The organism is Streptomyces sp. NBC_01445, assembly GCF_035918235.1.
Classification (GTDB): Bacteria; Actinomycetota; Actinomycetes; order Streptomycetales; family Streptomycetaceae; genus Streptomyces.
This window is the reverse complement of the sequence record NZ_CP109485.1, coordinates 9,623,621-9,640,297: the sequence shown is the minus strand read 5'-3', so window position 1 is coordinate 9,640,297 and position 16,677 is coordinate 9,623,621. Positions and strand designations below refer to the sequence as shown.

Annotated in this window: 14 protein-coding genes; 7 read left to right on the top strand and 7 right to left on the bottom strand. The window is 70.0% G+C overall.

Going from position 1 to position 16,677, the window contains the following annotated elements; all coding sequences use genetic code 11:
* Positions 1-111: 111 nt before the first annotated feature.
* Entirely contained in the window at positions 112-1,098 is a 987-nt protein-coding gene (hutG, locus tag OG574_RS44040) for a formimidoylglutamase (protein WP_326777823.1), read from the bottom strand.
* A complete protein-coding gene (gene hutU, locus OG574_RS44035) occupies positions 1,095-2,774 on the bottom strand; it encodes a urocanate hydratase (RefSeq protein ID WP_326777822.1) in 1,680 nt (559 codons plus the stop codon). Before hutU ends, hutG begins: the two co-directional genes overlap by 4 nt.
* Positions 2,775-3,008: 234 nt before the next feature.
* Between hutU and hutC the strand changes: the two genes are divergently transcribed.
* On the top strand, positions 3,009-3,758 hold the full coding sequence (gene hutC / locus OG574_RS44030; protein ID WP_234374611.1) for a histidine utilization repressor: 750 nt from the start codon (positions 3,009-3,011) through the stop codon (positions 3,756-3,758).
* Positions 3,759-3,783: 25 nt separating this feature from the next.
* Here hutC and OG574_RS44025 read toward each other — a convergent pair whose 3' ends face one another.
* Positions 3,784-4,605, bottom strand: coding sequence for an IclR family transcriptional regulator (locus OG574_RS44025; RefSeq protein ID WP_326777821.1), 822 nt, complete (start codon positions 4,603-4,605; stop codon positions 3,784-3,786).
* Positions 4,606-4,748: 143 nt separating this feature from the next.
* Here OG574_RS44025 and OG574_RS44020 point away from each other — a divergent pair, with 143 nt between their 5' ends.
* Together OG574_RS44020 and hutH are read left to right on the top strand one after the other, a co-directional pair.
* Positions 4,749-6,212 (top strand): amino acid permease, encoded by a 1,464-nt coding sequence (locus OG574_RS44020; RefSeq protein ID WP_326777820.1) that lies wholly within the window; start codon positions 4,749-4,751, stop codon positions 6,210-6,212.
* A 190-nt stretch (positions 6,213-6,402) separates the two neighbouring features.
* Positions 6,403-7,941: a histidine ammonia-lyase gene (gene hutH, locus OG574_RS44015; RefSeq protein ID WP_326777819.1), complete on the top strand. Its 1,539-nt coding sequence runs from the start codon at positions 6,403-6,405 to the stop codon at positions 7,939-7,941.
* Positions 7,942-8,056: 115 nt separating this feature from the next.
* Here the strand turns inward: hutH and OG574_RS44010 are convergent, their stop codons facing one another.
* On the bottom strand, positions 8,057-8,857 hold the full coding sequence (locus OG574_RS44010) for an IclR family transcriptional regulator (protein WP_326777818.1): 801 nt from the start codon (positions 8,855-8,857) through the stop codon (positions 8,057-8,059).
* A gap of 333 nt (positions 8,858-9,190) precedes the next feature.
* Here OG574_RS44010 and OG574_RS44005 point away from each other — a divergent pair, with 333 nt between their 5' ends.
* Together OG574_RS44005 and OG574_RS44000 are read left to right on the top strand one after the other, a co-directional pair.
* A complete protein-coding gene (locus OG574_RS44005) occupies positions 9,191-11,959 on the top strand; it encodes an aminotransferase class I/II-fold pyridoxal phosphate-dependent enzyme (protein ID WP_326777817.1) in 2,769 nt (922 codons plus the stop codon).
* A 220-nt stretch (positions 11,960-12,179) separates the two neighbouring features.
* Positions 12,180-13,733 carry an acetolactate synthase large subunit gene (locus OG574_RS44000; protein WP_326777816.1) on the top strand — a complete coding sequence of 518 codons (1,554 nt, stop codon included), beginning with the start codon at positions 12,180-12,182 and terminating at the stop codon, positions 13,731-13,733.
* Between the two features lie 70 nt (positions 13,734-13,803).
* On the opposite strand, the gene OG574_RS43995 is transcribed toward OG574_RS44000, so the two are convergent.
* Entirely contained in the window at positions 13,804-14,256 is a 453-nt protein-coding gene (locus tag OG574_RS43995; RefSeq protein ID WP_100596793.1) for an Lrp/AsnC family transcriptional regulator, read from the bottom strand.
* Between the two features lie 111 nt (positions 14,257-14,367).
* Between OG574_RS43995 and OG574_RS43990 the strand changes: the two genes are divergently transcribed.
* Both OG574_RS43990 and OG574_RS43985 read left to right on the top strand, forming a co-directional pair.
* The gene (locus tag OG574_RS43990) at positions 14,368-14,985 is read left to right on the top strand and encodes a LysE family translocator (RefSeq protein ID WP_326777815.1); all 618 of its coding nucleotides are present in this window, start codon (positions 14,368-14,370) and stop codon (positions 14,983-14,985) included.
* A gap of 137 nt (positions 14,986-15,122) precedes the next feature.
* On the top strand, positions 15,123-15,503 hold the full coding sequence (locus OG574_RS43985; protein ID WP_326778805.1) for a PaaI family thioesterase: 381 nt from the start codon (positions 15,123-15,125) through the stop codon (positions 15,501-15,503).
* Positions 15,504-15,594: 91 nt separating this feature from the next.
* Here the strand turns inward: OG574_RS43985 and OG574_RS43980 are convergent, their stop codons facing one another.
* On the bottom strand, positions 15,595-15,825 hold the full coding sequence (locus tag OG574_RS43980; protein WP_326777814.1) for an aldehyde dehydrogenase family protein: 231 nt from the start codon (positions 15,823-15,825) through the stop codon (positions 15,595-15,597).
* A 117-nt stretch (positions 15,826-15,942) separates the two neighbouring features.
* Entirely contained in the window at positions 15,943-16,614 is a 672-nt protein-coding gene (locus OG574_RS43975; RefSeq protein WP_326777813.1) for a GntR family transcriptional regulator, read from the bottom strand.
* Between the last annotated feature and the right edge of the window lie 63 nt (positions 16,615-16,677).

Genomic DNA, 16,677 nt, shown 5'->3' with positions numbered 1-16,677 from the left:
CCTCCACATGACACACAGACCCATTGCGCCCAGCGCCCCTGGCCCGTGGCCGGGGGCGCGCGACGCTCCCCCGGCCACGGGTACGGACCGTACGGTCGGTGATGGGTCTCGTCAGACCTTCGCAGTCCTCGCATGGTGTGTCGTCAGGATGCGGTGGATCAGGCGGGCGCCCGCTCGGGCGGTGCGGTGGTCGGTGTCGAGGTCCGGGTTGAGTTCCGCGACGTCGACCACGAGCGGCTTGCCGCTCGCGGCCACCCTGGCGCAGACATGCTCGACGATCTCCATCTGCACACCGTGGGCGGCCGGGGCACTGACGCCGGGGGCCACCGCGGCCGGCAGTACATCGAGGTCGATGCTGAGGTGCAGGACGTCGTGGCTCTCGATGAACTCGTCAGTGAAGGCGTCGATCGCGGGCAGGTTGAGCACACCGCACTCGATGTCCGGCAGGTAGCGCACGCCGAGCCGGTCGGCGGTGCGGAACAGGTGCGCGGTGTTGCTCGGCTGGCTGACGCCGAGCACCCGGTAGTTGAGCCGGTGCCCGCGCCGCTCCTCGCCCTGCGCCATCTGCAGGAACGGCGTTCCCGAGCTCGCGCGGACGTCGTCACGGAGATCGAAGTGCGCGTCCAGGTTGAGCACTCCGATCCGCCCGCCGGCCTGGACCGCCCGGGTGGATACGAGGCCGAGATACGTGCCGTACGCCACCTCGTGGCCTCCGCCGAGGACCACGACGGGAACACCCCGGTCGACGAGCGGGCCGACGACCCGCCCGAGGCGGTGCTGACCCAACTCCAGTTCCCCGTCGGTGACTTCGACGTCCCCGGCGTCGAGCGCCGTGAGCGGGGCGGGCAGGGCCATGGAGGAGAGGGCGGCGCGCAGTTCGCGCGGACCGTCCGCCGCTCCCTGACGGCCCTTGTTGCGGCGTACGCCCTCGTCGCTGCGGAAGCCGACGAACGCGGCGTCCCACAGTCCCGGGCCGCCGGTGTCGGTGCTGATCGCGTGGTGCCAGCGCAGGTGCTCGTCACCGTGGCCGTCGTCGCGGCCGTGCCAGCGTTCGGAGGCCGCGTCCACCGTGAGTTCGATGGTGGCGCCGACGCTCACTGGGAGTCCCCACCCTCGGTCATGGGGATGCGCACGCCTCGGTCGTGTGCAACGGAGGCGGCGTGCTCGTAGCCGGCGTCGACGTGGCGGATGACGCCCATGCCGGGGTCGTTGGTGAGTACGCGCGACAGCTTCTGCGCCGCGAGTTCGGTTCCGTCGGCGATGCAGACCTGGCCGGCGTGGATGGAGCGGCCCATGCCGACGCCGCCGCCGTGGTGGATGGAGACCCAGGAAGCGCCGGAGGAGGTGTTCACCAGGGCGTTGAGCAGCGGCCAGTCGGCGATGGCGTCGGAGCCGTCGAGCATCGACTCGGTCTCGCGGTACGGCGAGGCGACGGAGCCGGAGTCGAGGTGGTCGCGGCCGATGGCGAGCGGCGCGGACAGCTCGCCGCTCGCGACCATCTCGTTGAACTTGAGGCCGGCGCGGTGGCGTTCGCCGTAGCCGAGCCAGCAGATGCGGGCGGGCAGGCCCTCGAACTCGACGCGCTCGGCGGCCATCTTGAGCCAGCGGTGCAGGTGCTCGTTCTCCGGGAAGAGCTCCATGATCGCGCGGTCGGTGGCCTCGATGTCCTTGGGGTCGCCGGACAGAGCCGCCCACCGGAAGGGGCCGAGCCCCTCTTCGAACAGCGGCCGGATGTGGGCCGGTACGAAGCCGGGGAAGTCGAAGGCGCGCTGATAGCCGGCCTTGCGGGCCTCGTCCCGGATCGAATTGCCGTAGTCGAAGACCTCGGCTCCGGCGTCGAGGAAGCCGACCATGGCCTCGACGTGGCGGGCCATCGACTCGCGGGAGCGGCGGGTGAAGTCGGCGGGGTCCTTGCGGGCCTGCTCGTGCCACTCCTCGACGCTCACGCCGACGGGAAGGTAGGCCAGCGGGTCGTGCGCGGAGGTCTGGTCGGTCACGATGTCGAGCGGCACACCCATTTCGAGGAGCTGGGGGAACACCTCGGCGGCGTTGCCGGTGAGGCCGATGGACAGCGGGCGGCGGGCCTCCTTGGCCTCGATGGCGAGGCTCAGCGCGTGGTCGAGGTCGTCGGCGGCGACGTCGAGGTAGCGGTGGGCGATGCGGCGCTCGATGCGGGTGGGGTCGACGTCGACGCAGATCGCGACGCCGTCGTTCATGGTCACGGCGAGGGGCTGGGCGCCGCCCATGCCGCCGAGTCCGGCGGTCAGGGTGATGGTGCCCGCCAGGGTGCCGTTGAACTTCTTGCGGGCGACGGCGCCGAAGGTCTCGTAGGTGCCCTGCAGAATGCCCTGGCTGCCGATGTAGATCCACGAGCCGGCGGTCATCTGCCCGTACATGGTCAGGCCGCGGGCTTCGAGGGAGCGGAACTCCTCCCAGTTGGCCCAGTCACCGACGAGGTTGGAGTTGGCGAGCAGGACCCGGGGCGCCCACTCGCTGGTGCGCATGACGCCGACCGGCTTGCCGGACTGCACGAGCATCGTCTCGTCGTCCTTGAGTGTCTTCAGGGTGCGCACGATCGCGTCGAACGACGCCCAGTCGCGTGCGGCCTTGCCGGTTCCGCCGTAGACGACCAGGTCTTCGGGATGCTCGGCGACCTCGGGGTCGAGGTTGTTCATGAGCATGCGCAGGGCGCCCTCCTGCTGCCAGCCGAGGCAGTTGAGTTCACTGCCACGGGGGGCGCGGATGTGGCGGGACTCGGGGGAAACGCCGGTCATGTTCTCTCCTGGTCGATGGCGGTGCAGTTGCGTGTTCCATGACAGGTGAGGCGCAGGACGCGTTCCAGCGGCGGTCGCCGAGATTCTCGGATCCGAGAACGTGGCTGGCTGACGGTGATGTGGGGCCGCTCCGGGGCGCGGGTTCCGTGCGGGCCGCCTCGCCTAGGATTGCCGTGGTGTTCGCGATGTGGCGCGACGGATCCATGGGGTACGAGGACGGTGGACGGCTTGGTCGTGGACGCTGCGGAGATCGCCCGGCTCTATGCGCGGCAGACGCCCGGTTCCGCCCCGGCCTATCAGCGGATCAAAGACCTCGTGGCCGGGGAGATCGTGGGTGGCCGCTGGGGCGAGGGCGAGGCGCTTCCCTCGGAGAGTCAGTTCGTCGAGTCGCTGGGCCTGTCCCGGATGACGATCAACCGGGCCCTGCGCGAGCTGAGCGCCGACGGCCTGCTCCGGCGCGTCATGGGCGTGGGCACGTTCGTGGCGCGGCGCAAGAGCAGCTCCGCGCTGGCCGGGGTGCACAACATCGCCGATGAGGTCCGGGGCCGCGGCCATGACTACTCGGCCAGGGTGCTGTCCCTGCGCGAGGAGCTCCCCGATCCCGAGATCGGCGCACAGCTCGGCCTCGACGGGCGGCGCAGCGCGTTCCGCTCACGTGTCGTGCACCTGGAGGACGGTGCGGCGGTCCAGCTGGAGGACCGTTACGTCCACCCTGACTTCGCCCCCGGCTATCTCGACCAGGACTTCACCGCGGGTACGCCGTTCACGTTCCTGTCCGAGGTCGCCCCGCTGGGCAAGGGCGAGCACATCGTCGAGGCGGTCCTGCCGTCCGCAGAGGAATGCGAGATCCTCGGCATCGGGCCGTCCGAGCCGTGTCTGCTGATCCAGCGCCGCACCTGGTCCGGGGATGCTGTCGTGAGCGTCGCGCGGCTGATTCACCCCGGGTCCCGGTACCGCCTGGTGGGGACGTTCGACGCGCACTGATTCGGGCTCTGCCGTCAGTGTGCCTTCAGAGTGTGCGTGTGCCCGCGTGGGGGCGTCGGCCGGACATCGCGGCCGTCAGCCGTGCTGCCCCCTGCTCCAGGACCTCGCGGACGTGGTCGGCGTCGTGCCGGCTGTAGTGCCGTTGCCAGGTGCTGCTGAGCGCGGCGACGGGCCGTTCGTTGTGGTCGAAGGCCGCGACGCCCAGTGACCGGAAGCCCTCGGAGACCAGCTCGACCTCCTCCGACCAGCCGCGTGCGCGGTTGCGGGCCAGCAGGTCGAGGAGTTCGGACAGCGAGCGGGGTCCCTTGCCGGTACGGGTGATGAGATCCGCCTGCCGGGGGAAGAGGGCCCGAAGTTGGGCCGGGGACGCGTGGGCGAGGATGGCGCGCCCGTTGGCGGTCAGGTGGGCGGGCAGCCGGACGCCGACGTCGGTGACGAGGGAGATGTCCGCCTCGCCGGACCGGGTCGAAGTCGGCCGTTCCTTGAGCAGATAGACGGTCTCCGCGCCGTGGACGATGCCCAGGTGCACGGTCTGTCCGAGACGGGCCGAGGCGCTGCGCAGGATGGGGCGCGCGAGGCGCTCCAGGGGTTCGTGGCGCAGATAGGCCGAGCCGATCTCGAAAGACGCGACCCCGAGACCGTACGCCTGCTCCTTGGGGAGATAGGTGACGAAACCGCGGTCCACCAGGACCGAGAGGACGTGGTACGCGGACGATCTGGGGATGTCGAGTTCGCGGGCCAGGGCCGCGGCCTGGACGGGGCCCGAGCGTCCGGCGAGGTGCAGCAGGATGTCCAGCGCGCGGCCGACGGCCGGTGAGGCACTGGACGCCGTTGTCCGTTCACCCATTGGTCCACCTCTTGACTCATCTGTATATACAGGAATATACAAGGGCCTTCGTCATGCGGGAGTGCTGACGAACGCCGTCGACCGGCAAGTGATTCAGCCCCGCCACCTCACCCGGAACTCGGCGTTCCCAAGGAGGACCTGCTTTGTCCACCGACACCACGTCCCTGCAGCGCGGGCTCAAATCCCGGCACATACGCTTCATCGCCCTGGGTTCCGCGATCGGGACCGGTCTCTTCTACGGCTCCTCGGAGTCCATCAAGGCGGCGGGGCCCGCCGTCCTGCTGGCCTATCTGATCGGTGGCGCCGCGGTCTTCCTCGTCCTGCGTTCACTGGGCGAGATGGCGGTGAGCCGCCCGTGCGCCGGATCCTTCGGCGAATACGCGACAAAGTACCTCGGACCGCTGCCGGGGTTCCTCACCGGCTGGACGTACGCCCTCGAAATGGTCTTCGTCTGTCTGGCGGACATCACGGCGCTCGGCGTCTACATGAGCTTCTGGTTCCCCGACGTGCCGCGGTGGATCTGGCTCCTCGCGGCCGTCGGCATCATCGGCGCGATGAATCTGTTCAGCGTCAAGGTCTTCGGTGAGCTGGAGTTCTGGCTCTCCTTCGCCAAGGTCGTCGCCATCATCGCGATGATCCTCGCCGGCCTGGCGATCATCGTCTTCGGCTTCGGCAGCAACGGCGGCGCGGGCATCTCCAACCTGTGGAGCAACGGCGGGTTCATGCCCAACGGCATCCAGGGACTGGTCCTGTGCTTCGCCGTGGTGATGTTCGCCTTCGGCGGCACCGAGATCATCGGCGTCACCGCCGGCGAGGCGCAGAACCCGGAGAAGACCATTCCGAGCGCCGTGAACTCGATCCCCATCCGCATCGTGCTCTTCTACGTGCTGACGCTCGCGGTGCTCATGTCGCTCAACCCGTGGCAGCACATCGGCGACAAGGGCAGCCCGTTCGTCGAGATCTTCGCCGGACTCGGCGTCGCCTCCGCGGCCGCCGTGCTGAACGTCGTCGTCATCATCGCGGCCCTGTCCGCGATCAACAGCAACATCTTCGCCGCCGGACGCATCATGTACGGCATGGCCGAGCGCAACCAGGCTCCGTCCGTCATGCGCCGCCTGTCCCGCAACGGTGTGCCGTGGATGACAGTCGTCATCATGATCGGCGCACTCCTCTGCGGCGTCGTCCTGAACTACCTCATGCCCGAGCGGGTGTTCCTCGTCATCGCCTCCATCGCGACCTTCGCCACGGTGTGGGTCTGGCTGATGATCCTCCTGTCCCAGGTCAGCGCCCGCCGCAAGATGTCCCCGCAGGAGGTCGCCGCGCTGAAGTACCCGGCGCCGTTCTGGCCCTACGGCCAGATCATCACCATCGCCTTCATGGTCGGCGTGGTGGTGCTCCTCGCGTTCTCGGACAGCACCAGGATCGCGCTGCTCGTCGGCGGTGTGTGGCTGTCCTTGATGACGTGCGTGTACTACCTGTGGCTGCGCCCCCGTGCCCGGCGGGCGGCATTGGCCGACGCCGCGCCGCAGGTCGTACACGGAGAGGGCAAGGAACCCTCGGACGAGATCGACTCCAGGGCCAGTGCGGAGCCCGTGCACCAGCGATAACGGCGACAGCAAGGGCCGGCGGAACCGCGAGAGCGACGGTTCCGCCGGCCCTTTCTGCGTGGTGTCGAGACCGCCCGCGCAGCTGCGATCGGCGCGAAATTCCGGCGCTTGCGGCAACTGTCTGGGATCCCAGACAGTAACCCTCCGCAGCCACTGACGAAGCGGTTCCGTTTTCGGGCTTCATGGAGTCATGAACGAAACCTTCGTAGGGGTCGGCCCCCTCTCCGTCGCCGATGTCGTGTCCGTCGCCCGGCACGGGGCCCGCGTGACCCTCACCCACGAAGCCCTGGGCGAGATAGCCCAGAGCCGCAAGGTGGTCGAGAACCTCGCCAACGACGTCGTGCCCCACTACGGCGTCTCGACCGGCTTCGGCGCCCTGGCCACCCGTCACATCCCGCTCGAACTGCGCGCCCAGCTCCAGCGCAGCCTCGTGCGCTCGCACGCCGCCGGCTCCGGCGCCGAGGTCGAGCGCGAGGTCGTCCGCGCCCTCATGCTGCTGCGCCTGTCGACGCTCGCCACCGGCCGCACCGGTGTGCGCCCCGACACCGCCCAGGCCTACGCCGACCTGCTCAACGCCGGCATCACGCCGGTCGTCCACGAGTACGGCTCGCTCGGCTGCTCCGGCGACCTCGCCCCGCTCGCCCACTGCGCCCTCGCCGTCATGGGCGAAGGCCAGGTGCGGGACGCGAAGGGCGACCTGATGTCCGCCGCGGACGCGCTCGCCGCCGCCGGTCTCTCCCCCGTCACGCTGCACGAGAAGGAGGGCCTGGCCCTCATCAACGGCACCGACGGCATGCTCGGCCAACTCGTCATGGCCGCACACGACTTGCAGATGCTGCTGCGCACCGCCGACATCGCCGCCGCCATGAGCGTCGAGGGACAGCTCGGCACCGATGCCGTGTTCGCCGCCGATCTCCAGGCCCTGCGCCCGCATCCGGGCCAGGGTTCGAGCGCCGCCAACCTCACCGCTCTCCTCAAGGGTTCGGAGATCGTCGCGAGCCACCGCGGACCCGAGTGCACCCGGGTCCAGGACGCGTACTCGCTGCGCTGCACCCCGCAGGTCCACGGCGCCGCCCGCGACACGCTGGCGCACGCCGAGACGGTCGCCTCGCGTGAGCTGGCCAGCGCCATCGACAACCCCGTCGTCACGCCCGACGGGCGCGTCGAGTCCAACGGCAACTTCCACGGCGCGCCCGTGGCCTGCGTCCTGGACTTCCTGGCCATCTCCGTCGCCGACGTCGCCTCGGTCAGCGAACGCCGCACCGACCGCTTCCTCGACGTCGCGCGCAACCACGGCCTGAACGCCTTCCTCGCCGACGACCCGGGCGTGGACTCCGGCCACATGATCGCCCAGTACACCCAGGCGGGCATCGTCTCCGAGCTCAAGCGTCTCGCCGCGCCCGCCTCGGTCGACTCCATCCCCTCCAGCGCCATGCAGGAGGACCACGTCTCCATGGGGTGGGCCGCGGCCCGCAAGCTACGCCGCGCCATCGACGGCCTGACCCGTGTGGTGGCGGTCGAGATCCTCACCGCGGCCCGCGCGCTCGACCTTCGTGGCCCCCTGGCCCCCGCGCCCGCCACGGCGGCCGTCCTGGCCGGACTGCGCCGCGATGTCGAGGGCCCCGGCACGGACCGGTACCTCGCTCCCGAGATCGAAGCCGCCGTGCAGTTCGTGGCCACCGGCGGCGCCCTCGCGGCCGCCGAGTCGGTGACCGGTCCGCTGAGCTGAACCGATCGGACCTGGTTCCTGTGATCACTCGAACCCGGTCCCTGTGACCGTTCCGACCTGGTCCGAGCAGACCGAACTCCCGCCGCCGGCCCGTCCGGCGGCGGGAGTTCGGCTTCTACGTGAGGTGTCCCGCCACCTGCGTACGAGCAGTCGCGTCGGCCACCCCGCCGATGCGCCGGCTCAGTTGGTTCGCCGTACGGGTCACCTGCGCGGCGATCCGCCGCTGTTGCTCGGCCCCGACCTCGTCGCCGCGAAAGGTGACCGCCACCCCGGCGACGGGGTGTGCGCCGTGGTCGAGGACCGCGGCCGCCACGGACGCGAAGCCCAGTGTCACCTCGCCGTCCTCCGTGGCGTACCCGCGTCGGCGTGCCTCCACGAGGAGTTGGCGCAGCGCGGTCAGCGAGCCGGGACCCGACTCGTTGCGCAGGACGAAGGCCGACGCGTCGGGGAACAGGGCCCGCACCTGTGCCTGCGGCAGCCGGGCCAGGACCGCCCGGCCGCTGGCGGTGAGGTGGGCCGGCAGCCGCACACCCACCTCGGTCACCAACGGGGCACGTCCCGGCGCCCGTTCCTCGATCACGTAGATGACCTCGCGGCCGTGCAGTACGGCGAGGTGCGCATTGTGGCCCGTGCTGTCGACGAGCTTCGCCAGCGGTACCCGCGCCAGGCGCTGGAAAGGCGCCTGCCTGCTGTATCCGGAGGCGAGTTCGAAGGCGCTGACGCCCAATCCGTAGCGTCGCTCCTCCAGCAGGTGCACGACGAATCCCTCGCGCGCCAGGGTGTCGAGCAGGTGGTACGTCGTCGAGCGGGGAAGCCCGACGTCACGGCTGATCGCCGCGGCGGGTACGGGCCCTGCCTGGCCCGCGAGATAGCGGAGGATGGCCAGCACCTGGGCGGCGGCGGGAACGGAAGACATACCGGGAGGTTACGTCCGCGCGCAGGCGCCGCCGCGGACCACCCGGGCGAAGTCTGGGATACGAGACGCATTGCAGGCGGCGGCCCTGGCACGGCCCCCGGCGCCTGGTGCTTGATGGAAGCCCCCGGTGCGGACGAGCGATGGAACGCCGTCCGCGCCGGGCACTCACTCATCCGCTGCCCGGCCGTGTGCCCACGGATCAGGCACCTCCAGTGTTCCCCTCGTCAGCGCCGGCCAGCGCGTCGTCCCGCCCACGTGAGGAATCCCGCGCCGCGCCCCCCGTTCGATCTCCGCCGTCCCGAGACACGACGTCACAACCAAGGAAGCCACACGATGGGTGACACACCCGCCAATCCGCCTGCTGGGGCGTCCGGTTCACCGGCCGCCGGCGTGTACAGCAGCGTCCGTCAGCTGCGTGCCGACGCCTGGAGCTCGCTGACCGAACTCGCACGCCGGTGGGCGTCCGACACCTCCGGCGCAGCCCACCGGCAGTCGACGCAGGAGCTCCTGGACGGACTCTTCCGGCAGTTGCTGCCGATCGAGAACTGCTGGGCCTTCCCCGGCAAGACCGCCTTCGCCGAACTGCGTCGCCTGCGCACGGCCGAGGACAGGTACGGCCTGGCCCGGCGCACGGACGAACTGCATCGCGCCCTCGGCACGGAGTCGTACCGCAGCGCGACGCCCCGCCCGGCCGAACCGACCGCTCCGGCCGGGGAGGAGCCGCTGCCGGGCGGGACAACGCCCAAGCCGTACTTCGAGGTCCTCGTCGTCGGCGAACTGACCGCGGCGGAGGAGGAGGCGCTGCGCCTCTCGCTGCGCGGCCGGCGCCGCGCCGAGGACGAGTTCGTGTACGAGATCGTCGTCGCGCCCAGCTTCGAGGACGCGACGATGGCGGTCCTGGTCAACCCCGGTCTTCAAGCCGTGGTCATCCACCGGAGGTTCGCCGACCGGTCCCCGTACGACCTGAGCGTCGTCGCCGGCCTCGTCGAACAGCCGCAGGTCGACCCGTACGCGCAGGACGGGCCCTACGAGCAACGGGCTCAGGCGCTCGGCGCGCGACTCCTCGAACTGCGGCCCGAGATCGACCTCTATCTCATGACCGACGGCTCGGTGGAACGGATCGCCGGCGTGCTGAGCAGCGGATTCGCCCGGGTCTTCCACGCGCGCGAAGGGCTGCTCGAACTCCACCTGTCGATCCTGCACGGCGTCCGCGAACGCTTCCGCGCACCGTTCTTCACCGCGCTCAGAGCACACAGCAGACGCCCGACCGGTGTCTTCCACGCCCTGCCCATCTCCCGCGGAACCTCGCTGCTGACCTCGCACTGGATCCCCGAGATGGTCGAGTTCTACGGGCTGAACATCTTCCTCGCCGAGACCTCCGCCACCTCGGGCGGCCTCGACTCCCTGCTGGAGCCGACGGGCCCGCTGCGGGAAGCCCAGGACCTCGCCGCCAGGACGTTCGGCGCGCGGCAGTCGTACTTCGTCACCAACGGCACGTCCACCGCCAACAAGGTCGTCGTACAGGCCCTGGTGCGGCCGGGCGACATCGTCCTGGTGGACCGCAACTGCCACAAGTCCCACCACTACGGACTGATGCTCGCCGGCGCCCAGGTGGTCTACCTCGACGCCTATCCCCTGGACCGCTACGGGATGTACGGCGCCGTGCCCGTGAAGGAGATCAAGCGCAAGCTGCTGGAGCTGCGGCGGGCCGGGCTCCTCGACCGCGTCAAGATGCTGATGCTGACCAACTGCACCTTCGACGGCATCGTCTACAACCCGACGCGGGTGATGGAGGAGTGCCTGGCACTCAAGCCCGATCTGGCGTTCCTGTGGGACGAGGCATGGTTCGCCTTCGCCCGCTTCCACCCGGTCTACCGCCGGCGCACCGCCATGGCCGCTGCCCGCACCCTCACGGAGAGTCTGCGCGGCGAGGACCTCGCCCACCAGTACGCCCTGCAGCAGCGGGAGTTGGGGGACGACCCCGACGACGAGACACTCCTCGACCACCGACTGGTCCCCGACCCCGCCAAGGCCCGGGTCCGGGTGTACGCCACACAGTCGACCCACAAGACCCTCACGTCGCTGCGCCAGGGTTCCATGATTCACGTCTTCGACCAGGACTTCAGCCACCGCACGGCGGAGACGTTCCGCGAGGCGTACATGACGCACACCTCCACCTCCCCCAACTACCAGATCCTCGCCTCTCTCGACCTGGGCCGAAGACAGGCCGCGCTGGAGGGCTTCGAGCTGGTGCAGAAGCAGCTCGAACAGGCAGGAGTGCTGCGCGATGCGATCGACCAACACCCCGTACTCAGCCGGTACTTGCGCTTCCTGACGACGCCCGACCTGATCCCGCGCGAGTTCCGGGCCTCCGGTGTGGAACAACCGCTGCGGACCGGTCTGGCGCGGATGTCGGCGGCGTGGGAGGACGACGAGTTCGTGCTCGACCCGACCCGGGCGACCCTGCACATCGGTCTCACGGGCATCGACGGGGACACGTTCAAGCACGAGCACCTGATGGACCGCTACGGGGTGCAGGTCAACAAGAGCACCCGCAACACGCTGCTGTTCATGACGAACATCGGGACCACGCGCAGCGCCCTCGCCTACCTCATCGAGGTACTCCTGAAGATCGTCGAGGAACTGGAGGACCGCAAGGACGAGTTGGGCCCGCCCGCCCTGCGCCGGCCGGACGCCGATGCCGTCCGGGACACGGTCGTCGCCCTCCCCGACTTCAGCGCCTTCCATGCCGCCTTCCGGCCGGGAGGCCGTACTCCCGAAGGGGACATCCGCCGGGCCTTCTACCTGGCGTACGACGAGACACAGTGCGAGTACCTGTCGGCGGACGAGGTACGCGAGGGCATGACCGGCGGCCGGGACGTCGTGTCGGCCACGTTTGTGACGCCGTACCCGCCCGGATTCCCCGTGTTGGTCCCCGGGCAGGTCGTCAACGAAGCCGTACTCGACTACATGCGGGCCCTCGACACCCGGGAGATCCACGGATACCGGCCTGAGACCGGTTACCGGGTGTTCACCGAGCAGGCGCTGAAGGAGCAGCAGACGCTCCTCGAGTCCGGCAACGGCCCCTGGGCGGCCGCCTGATCGGTCCGGCCCCGTGCCGGAGCGCCCTTCTCGTCCGGCTTCGACGAGACCGGTGCGGGCACGGGACCAAGGTCAATGCCTCGACACGGGAATTACCGACCGCTTAGTATCCAGAAGGTCCAGAAGGCAGGTCACCCACCCCCTCGCGTATCCCACACCAGACAGTCGCCGGCGTCAGCCCTGGCAGACAGCGCAGACAGCCGCGACGGAGAGGCCGCCCATGAACGGCGCGCAGTCGCTGATCCGTACTCTCGTCGGTGCCGGTGTCGAAGTGTGCTTCGCCAACCCCGGCACATCGGAGATGCACTTCGTCGCCGCGCTCGACTCCGTACCCGAAATGCGCGGTGTGCTCGGCCTGTTCGAGGGTGCCGTCACCGGGGCCGCCGACGGATACGCGCGTATCGCCGGCAAGCCGGCCGCCACCCTGCTCCATCTGGGCCCCGGCCTCGGCAACGGGCTGGCCAATCTCCACAACGCGCGCCGGGCCCACACCCCCATCGTGAATGTGGTGGGCGACCACGCCACCCATCACAAGAAGTACGACGCTCCTCTGGAGTCCGACATCGAGCCGGTGGCAGGTTCGGTGAGCGGCTGGGTGCGGCGCAGCGGCCAAGTCGCGGAGGTCGGGGCCGACGCCGCTGCCGCGGTGGCGGCGTCGATGGAGGCGCCGGGGCAGGTCGCGACGGTGATCCTGCCCGCCGACGCGTCCTGGGACGAAGGCGGTCAGGTCGCCGAACCGCAGCCCTCGCGCACTCCCGCGGATCCCGATCCGCAGACGGTGTCATCCATCGCCGACATCCTGCGCAGCGGCGAACCCGCCGCGCTCCTGATCGGCGGCGCGGCCTGCCGTGAGCCCGGCCTCGTCGCGACCAGTCGGATCGCGAACGCCACCGGCGTGCGTGCACTGGCGGAGACCTTCCCCTCACGGCTGGAGCGCGGCGCGGGCCTGCCCGCCATCGAGCGTCTCCGCTACCTCGCCGAGCAGGCCGTCCGCCAACTCGACGGCGTCAAGCACCTGATCGTGGCGGGCACCCGCTCGCCGGTGTCGTTCTTCGCCTACCCCGGCAAACCGAGCGACCTTGTACCGCAGGGCGCCCAGGTGCACACCCTCGCCGATCCGTCCCAGGACGTGGTCGCCGCTCTGGAAGCGCTGGCCGAGCAAGTGGCCGCGGACACGCTCCCGACCCTGGCCGAGCCCGCCCTCCCGTCCCTCCCGAGCGGCCCCCTCACGGCGAACAACTGGGCCGAAGTCGTCGGCGCCCTGCTCCCCGCCGACGCGATCATCTCGGACGAGGCGAACACGTCCGGCGCGGCCCTGCCTGCGGCGACGGCCGGCGCTCCCCGGCACGACGTCCTCACCCTGACCGGCGGCGCGATCGGGCAGGGCATCCCGGTCGCCACCGGTGCCGCGATCGCGGCACCGGACCGGCCGGTCATCAACCTGGAGGCCGACGGCAGTGCGATGTACACGATCTCCGCCCTGTGGACCCAGGCCCGCGAGAACCTCGACGTCACCACCGTCATCCTGAACAACAGTGCCTACGCCGTACTGCGCCTCGAAATGCTGCGGGTCGGCGCCGACCTCTCGGGCCCAGCCGCGAAGACGCTGCTCGATCTCTCCTCACCCGACCTGAACTTCGCCAAGATCGCGGAAGGGATGGGTGTCCCGTCGTCACGGGCGACCACCTGCGAGGAACTCGCCGAGCAGCTCCGCCACGCACTCGCAGAACCGGGCCCCCACCTGATCGACGCCGTGGTGCCGCCTCACCTGTAGGGCGCTACTCCGTAGGGTCCCACCGGACCGGCCGGTCAGTGCACGCCGAGGCACCCGCACCTCGCCACGGCTACTCGGGCAGAGGCCGGTCCTGCACCACGTTCTTCATGACGAGGGTGGAGGTCAGGCGCTGCACGCCGGGGAGTTGGGCCAATTGCTGGTCGTAGAGCTGTTGGTAGGCAGCGAGGTCTGCGGTGGCGACGCGCAGCAGGTAGTCCGGATCCCCGAAGAGGCGCTGCGCCTGGATGACGTGAGGGATGGCGCTCACGGCCTCCTCGAAGGCGGTGACGGTGTCGCGGTGCTCCCAGCGCAGGGTCGCGAAGACCAGGGCTTCGAAGTCCAGGCCGACGGCCGCCGGGTCGACGACGGCGCGATAGCCGCGGATGGCGCCCTCGCGTTCGAGATCCCGCAACCGGCGGTGGCAGGGCGAGACGCTCAGCTGTACGCGGGCGGCCAGCTCGGTGATGGTCAGGCGGCCGTCCAACTGCAGCTCGGTAAGAATCTTCCGGTCCATGGCGTCCATGAGGAAGATTCTCCCTCAGATGACGCGATCACGGAGAAAAGGCAGGAACACTTTCGGGCAGATCACACCTAATCTTCCCTCTCAAGCACGGAACGCGAGAGGGAACGATTGATGGACACGACAACAGTGGCGGCATTTCTGGCGGTGGATCTTCTGCTGGTGTTCACTCCGGGCGCGGACTGGGCCTACGCGATCTCGGCAGGGCTGCGGGACCGGTCGGTCGTCCCGGCGGTCACCGGGCTGATAGCCGGATACATGGGCTACACCCTGCTCGCCGTCGTGGGCCTGGTGGCGATCGTGGCGAGTTCGGCGACCGCCCTCACCGCGCTCACCGTCGCCGGCGCCGTCTACCTGATGTGGCTGGGCTGGGGCGTTCTGCGGCGGCCGGCGGTCCCGGGCGCGTCCACCGAGCCGATGGCCACCTCGCGCGGGCAGATCATGCTCAAGGGCGCCGGGATCAGCGGACTCAACCCCAAGGCGCTGCTGCTGTACTTCTCGCTGTTCCCGCAGTTCATCCGCCCCGCGGACGGCTGGCCGGTCGCCGCGCAGACGGGGCTGCTCAGCGCGCTCCACATGACGGCGTGCGCCGTCGTCTACCTCTCGGTCGGTGTTCTCGCCCGCACCGTCCTGAAGACCCGGCCTTCGGCAGCCCGAGCCGTCACCCGCGCTTCCGGCGCCATGATGATCGTCATCGGCGGCTTCCTTCTCGCCGAACGCCTGGCCGTCTGACGAAGGCGGCTCACAGAACTCACCCGCAGAACCCGATGTCCGACGAAGGAGACCACGTGGCAGGCCACGAGCAGCAGGAGCAGGCAAGCACCGAGGTGCAGGAGCGCATCCGGGCCAGTTTCGCCCGGCAGGGCCTCATGGCCCACCTCGGTGCACGGCTCACCCGCATCGCACCCGGCGTCGTGCACATCGCGCTCCCGGCCCGGCCTGAAGTCACACAGCAACACGGCTACTTCCACGCCGGCGCCACCAGTTCCGTCGCCGACAGCGCGGGCGGCTACGCGGCGTTCACCCTGTTCCCCGAGAACACCGAGGTGCTCACGGTCGAATACAAGATCAACCTGCTCGCGCCCGCCCTCGGGGACCGCCTTGAGGCTGTCGGAACCGTCCTCAAGGCCGGCCGAACCCTGACCGTGTGTCAGCTGGAGGTCTTTGCCGCTCAGGACGACGGCACACGCAAGCTCGTGGCCAACGGACAGCAGACACTGATCCGGGTGAACAGGACCGCCGAGCAGTGATCGGGCAGGGACCGTACCGCCGGCAGGCCCGCCGGGCGCTGCCGGCCGGACTCGTCCACGCCTCTCATCGAGTGTTCCTTCAACCTCATCTTTAGGGTGAGACTTCGGCGCCCCTCCGCGACCGGTCACGGGGGGCATCGGGTGTGATGGATGGTGCATGACGTGCTTGGTGAGGTCTCGACCATGACGTCTCGACCGTGACGAAGGGGCCGAAGATCTCGTCTCGGGCGGCTTCGGCCCCTTCGGGCACGTCGACCGGCAAGGTCGGGGCCAAGAAGCAGCCGGGCCCGTCGATGGCACCGCCTCCGGTCGCGGCACGCATGGTCGCGCAGCCGCCTGACACCGACCCGCCGGTCGAGAGCCTTCGCCGGATCAGGCCATCGTCGACTCGCCACCCCGATAAGCGAGTTGGCCCCCTGGCCGAGGCCACGAGCCACGGTCAGATGGCGTCGCGCACAGCCCGCTCGAAACCCTCGACATGCGCACGGGCGATCTGGGCCGCCGCGTCCGCCTCACCGGCGACGATCGCGTCGATCAGCGGCCCGTGCTCCTCGACGTGGCCGGCCATGTCGGCGAGCCGGTCGATGAACAGGCACCAGATGCGCGTGGCCAGGTTGTCGTGGCGGACGAGGGTGTCTTCCAGGTACGGGTTGTGCGTGGCGGCGTAGACGGCACGGTGGACCTTGAGGTCCAGGTGCATGAGCTCGGCCGCGTTGCCCTGCCGGGGGTCCACGCCTGCCAGCTCGCGCCGTACGGCCGTCAGGGCCGCCCGGTCCTCGGCCGTCGCCCGCCGCGCCGCGCGGGCTGCGGCCAAGGGCTCCAACTCCAGGCGGACTTCGGAGATATGGGCCAGGTCGGTGATGTTGACGTCGGTGGCGAAGGTGCCACGCCTGGGGTACGTGGCGACGAGGCGCTCGTACTGGAGCCGCTTGAGCGCCTCGCGCACCGGGGTACGGCCGACGCCGAGGGACTGCGCGAGCTGGTCCTCGTTGATGGGCGCGCCGGGACGGATGTCGAGCATCACGAGCTGGTCGCGGATGGCGCGGTACGCGCGCTCGGCGAGGGACAGCTCCTCGCCACCGACCGCCGGCTCGGTCGCCACGTGCTGCATGAGGCCCCCTTGACCTGTCCCATCGAGGTCCCATACCTTACCGCACAGACTGATATATCAGTT

Excerpts from the sequence above, each read along its gene's own strand:
- hutU (WP_326777822.1), bottom strand. The coding sequence starts at position 2,774 with ATGACCGGCGTTTCCCCCGAGTCCCGCCACATCCGCGCCCCCCGTGGC.
- OG574_RS44025 (WP_326777821.1), bottom strand. The coding sequence starts at position 4,605 with ATGGGTGAACGGACAACGGCGTCCAGTGCCTCACCGGCCGTCGGCCGC.
- hutH (WP_326777819.1), top strand. The coding sequence starts at position 6,403 with ATGAACGAAACCTTCGTAGGGGTCGGCCCCCTCTCCGTCGCCGATGTC.
- OG574_RS44010 (WP_326777818.1), bottom strand. The coding sequence starts at position 8,857 with ATGTCTTCCGTTCCCGCCGCCGCCCAGGTGCTGGCCATCCTCCGCTAT.
- OG574_RS44005 (WP_326777817.1), top strand. The coding sequence starts at position 9,191 with ATGGGTGACACACCCGCCAATCCGCCTGCTGGGGCGTCCGGTTCACCG.
- OG574_RS44000 (WP_326777816.1), top strand. The coding sequence starts at position 12,180 with ATGAACGGCGCGCAGTCGCTGATCCGTACTCTCGTCGGTGCCGGTGTC.
- OG574_RS43995 (WP_100596793.1), bottom strand. The coding sequence starts at position 14,256 with ATGGACGCCATGGACCGGAAGATTCTTACCGAGCTGCAGTTGGACGGC.
- OG574_RS43990 (WP_326777815.1), top strand. The coding sequence starts at position 14,368 with ATGGACACGACAACAGTGGCGGCATTTCTGGCGGTGGATCTTCTGCTG.
- OG574_RS43985 (WP_326778805.1), top strand. The coding sequence starts at position 15,123 with ATGGCCCACCTCGGTGCACGGCTCACCCGCATCGCACCCGGCGTCGTG.
- OG574_RS43980 (WP_326777814.1), bottom strand. The coding sequence starts at position 15,825 with ATGCGTGCCGCGACCGGAGGCGGTGCCATCGACGGGCCCGGCTGCTTC.
- OG574_RS43975 (WP_326777813.1), bottom strand. The coding sequence starts at position 16,614 with ATGCAGCACGTGGCGACCGAGCCGGCGGTCGGTGGCGAGGAGCTGTCC.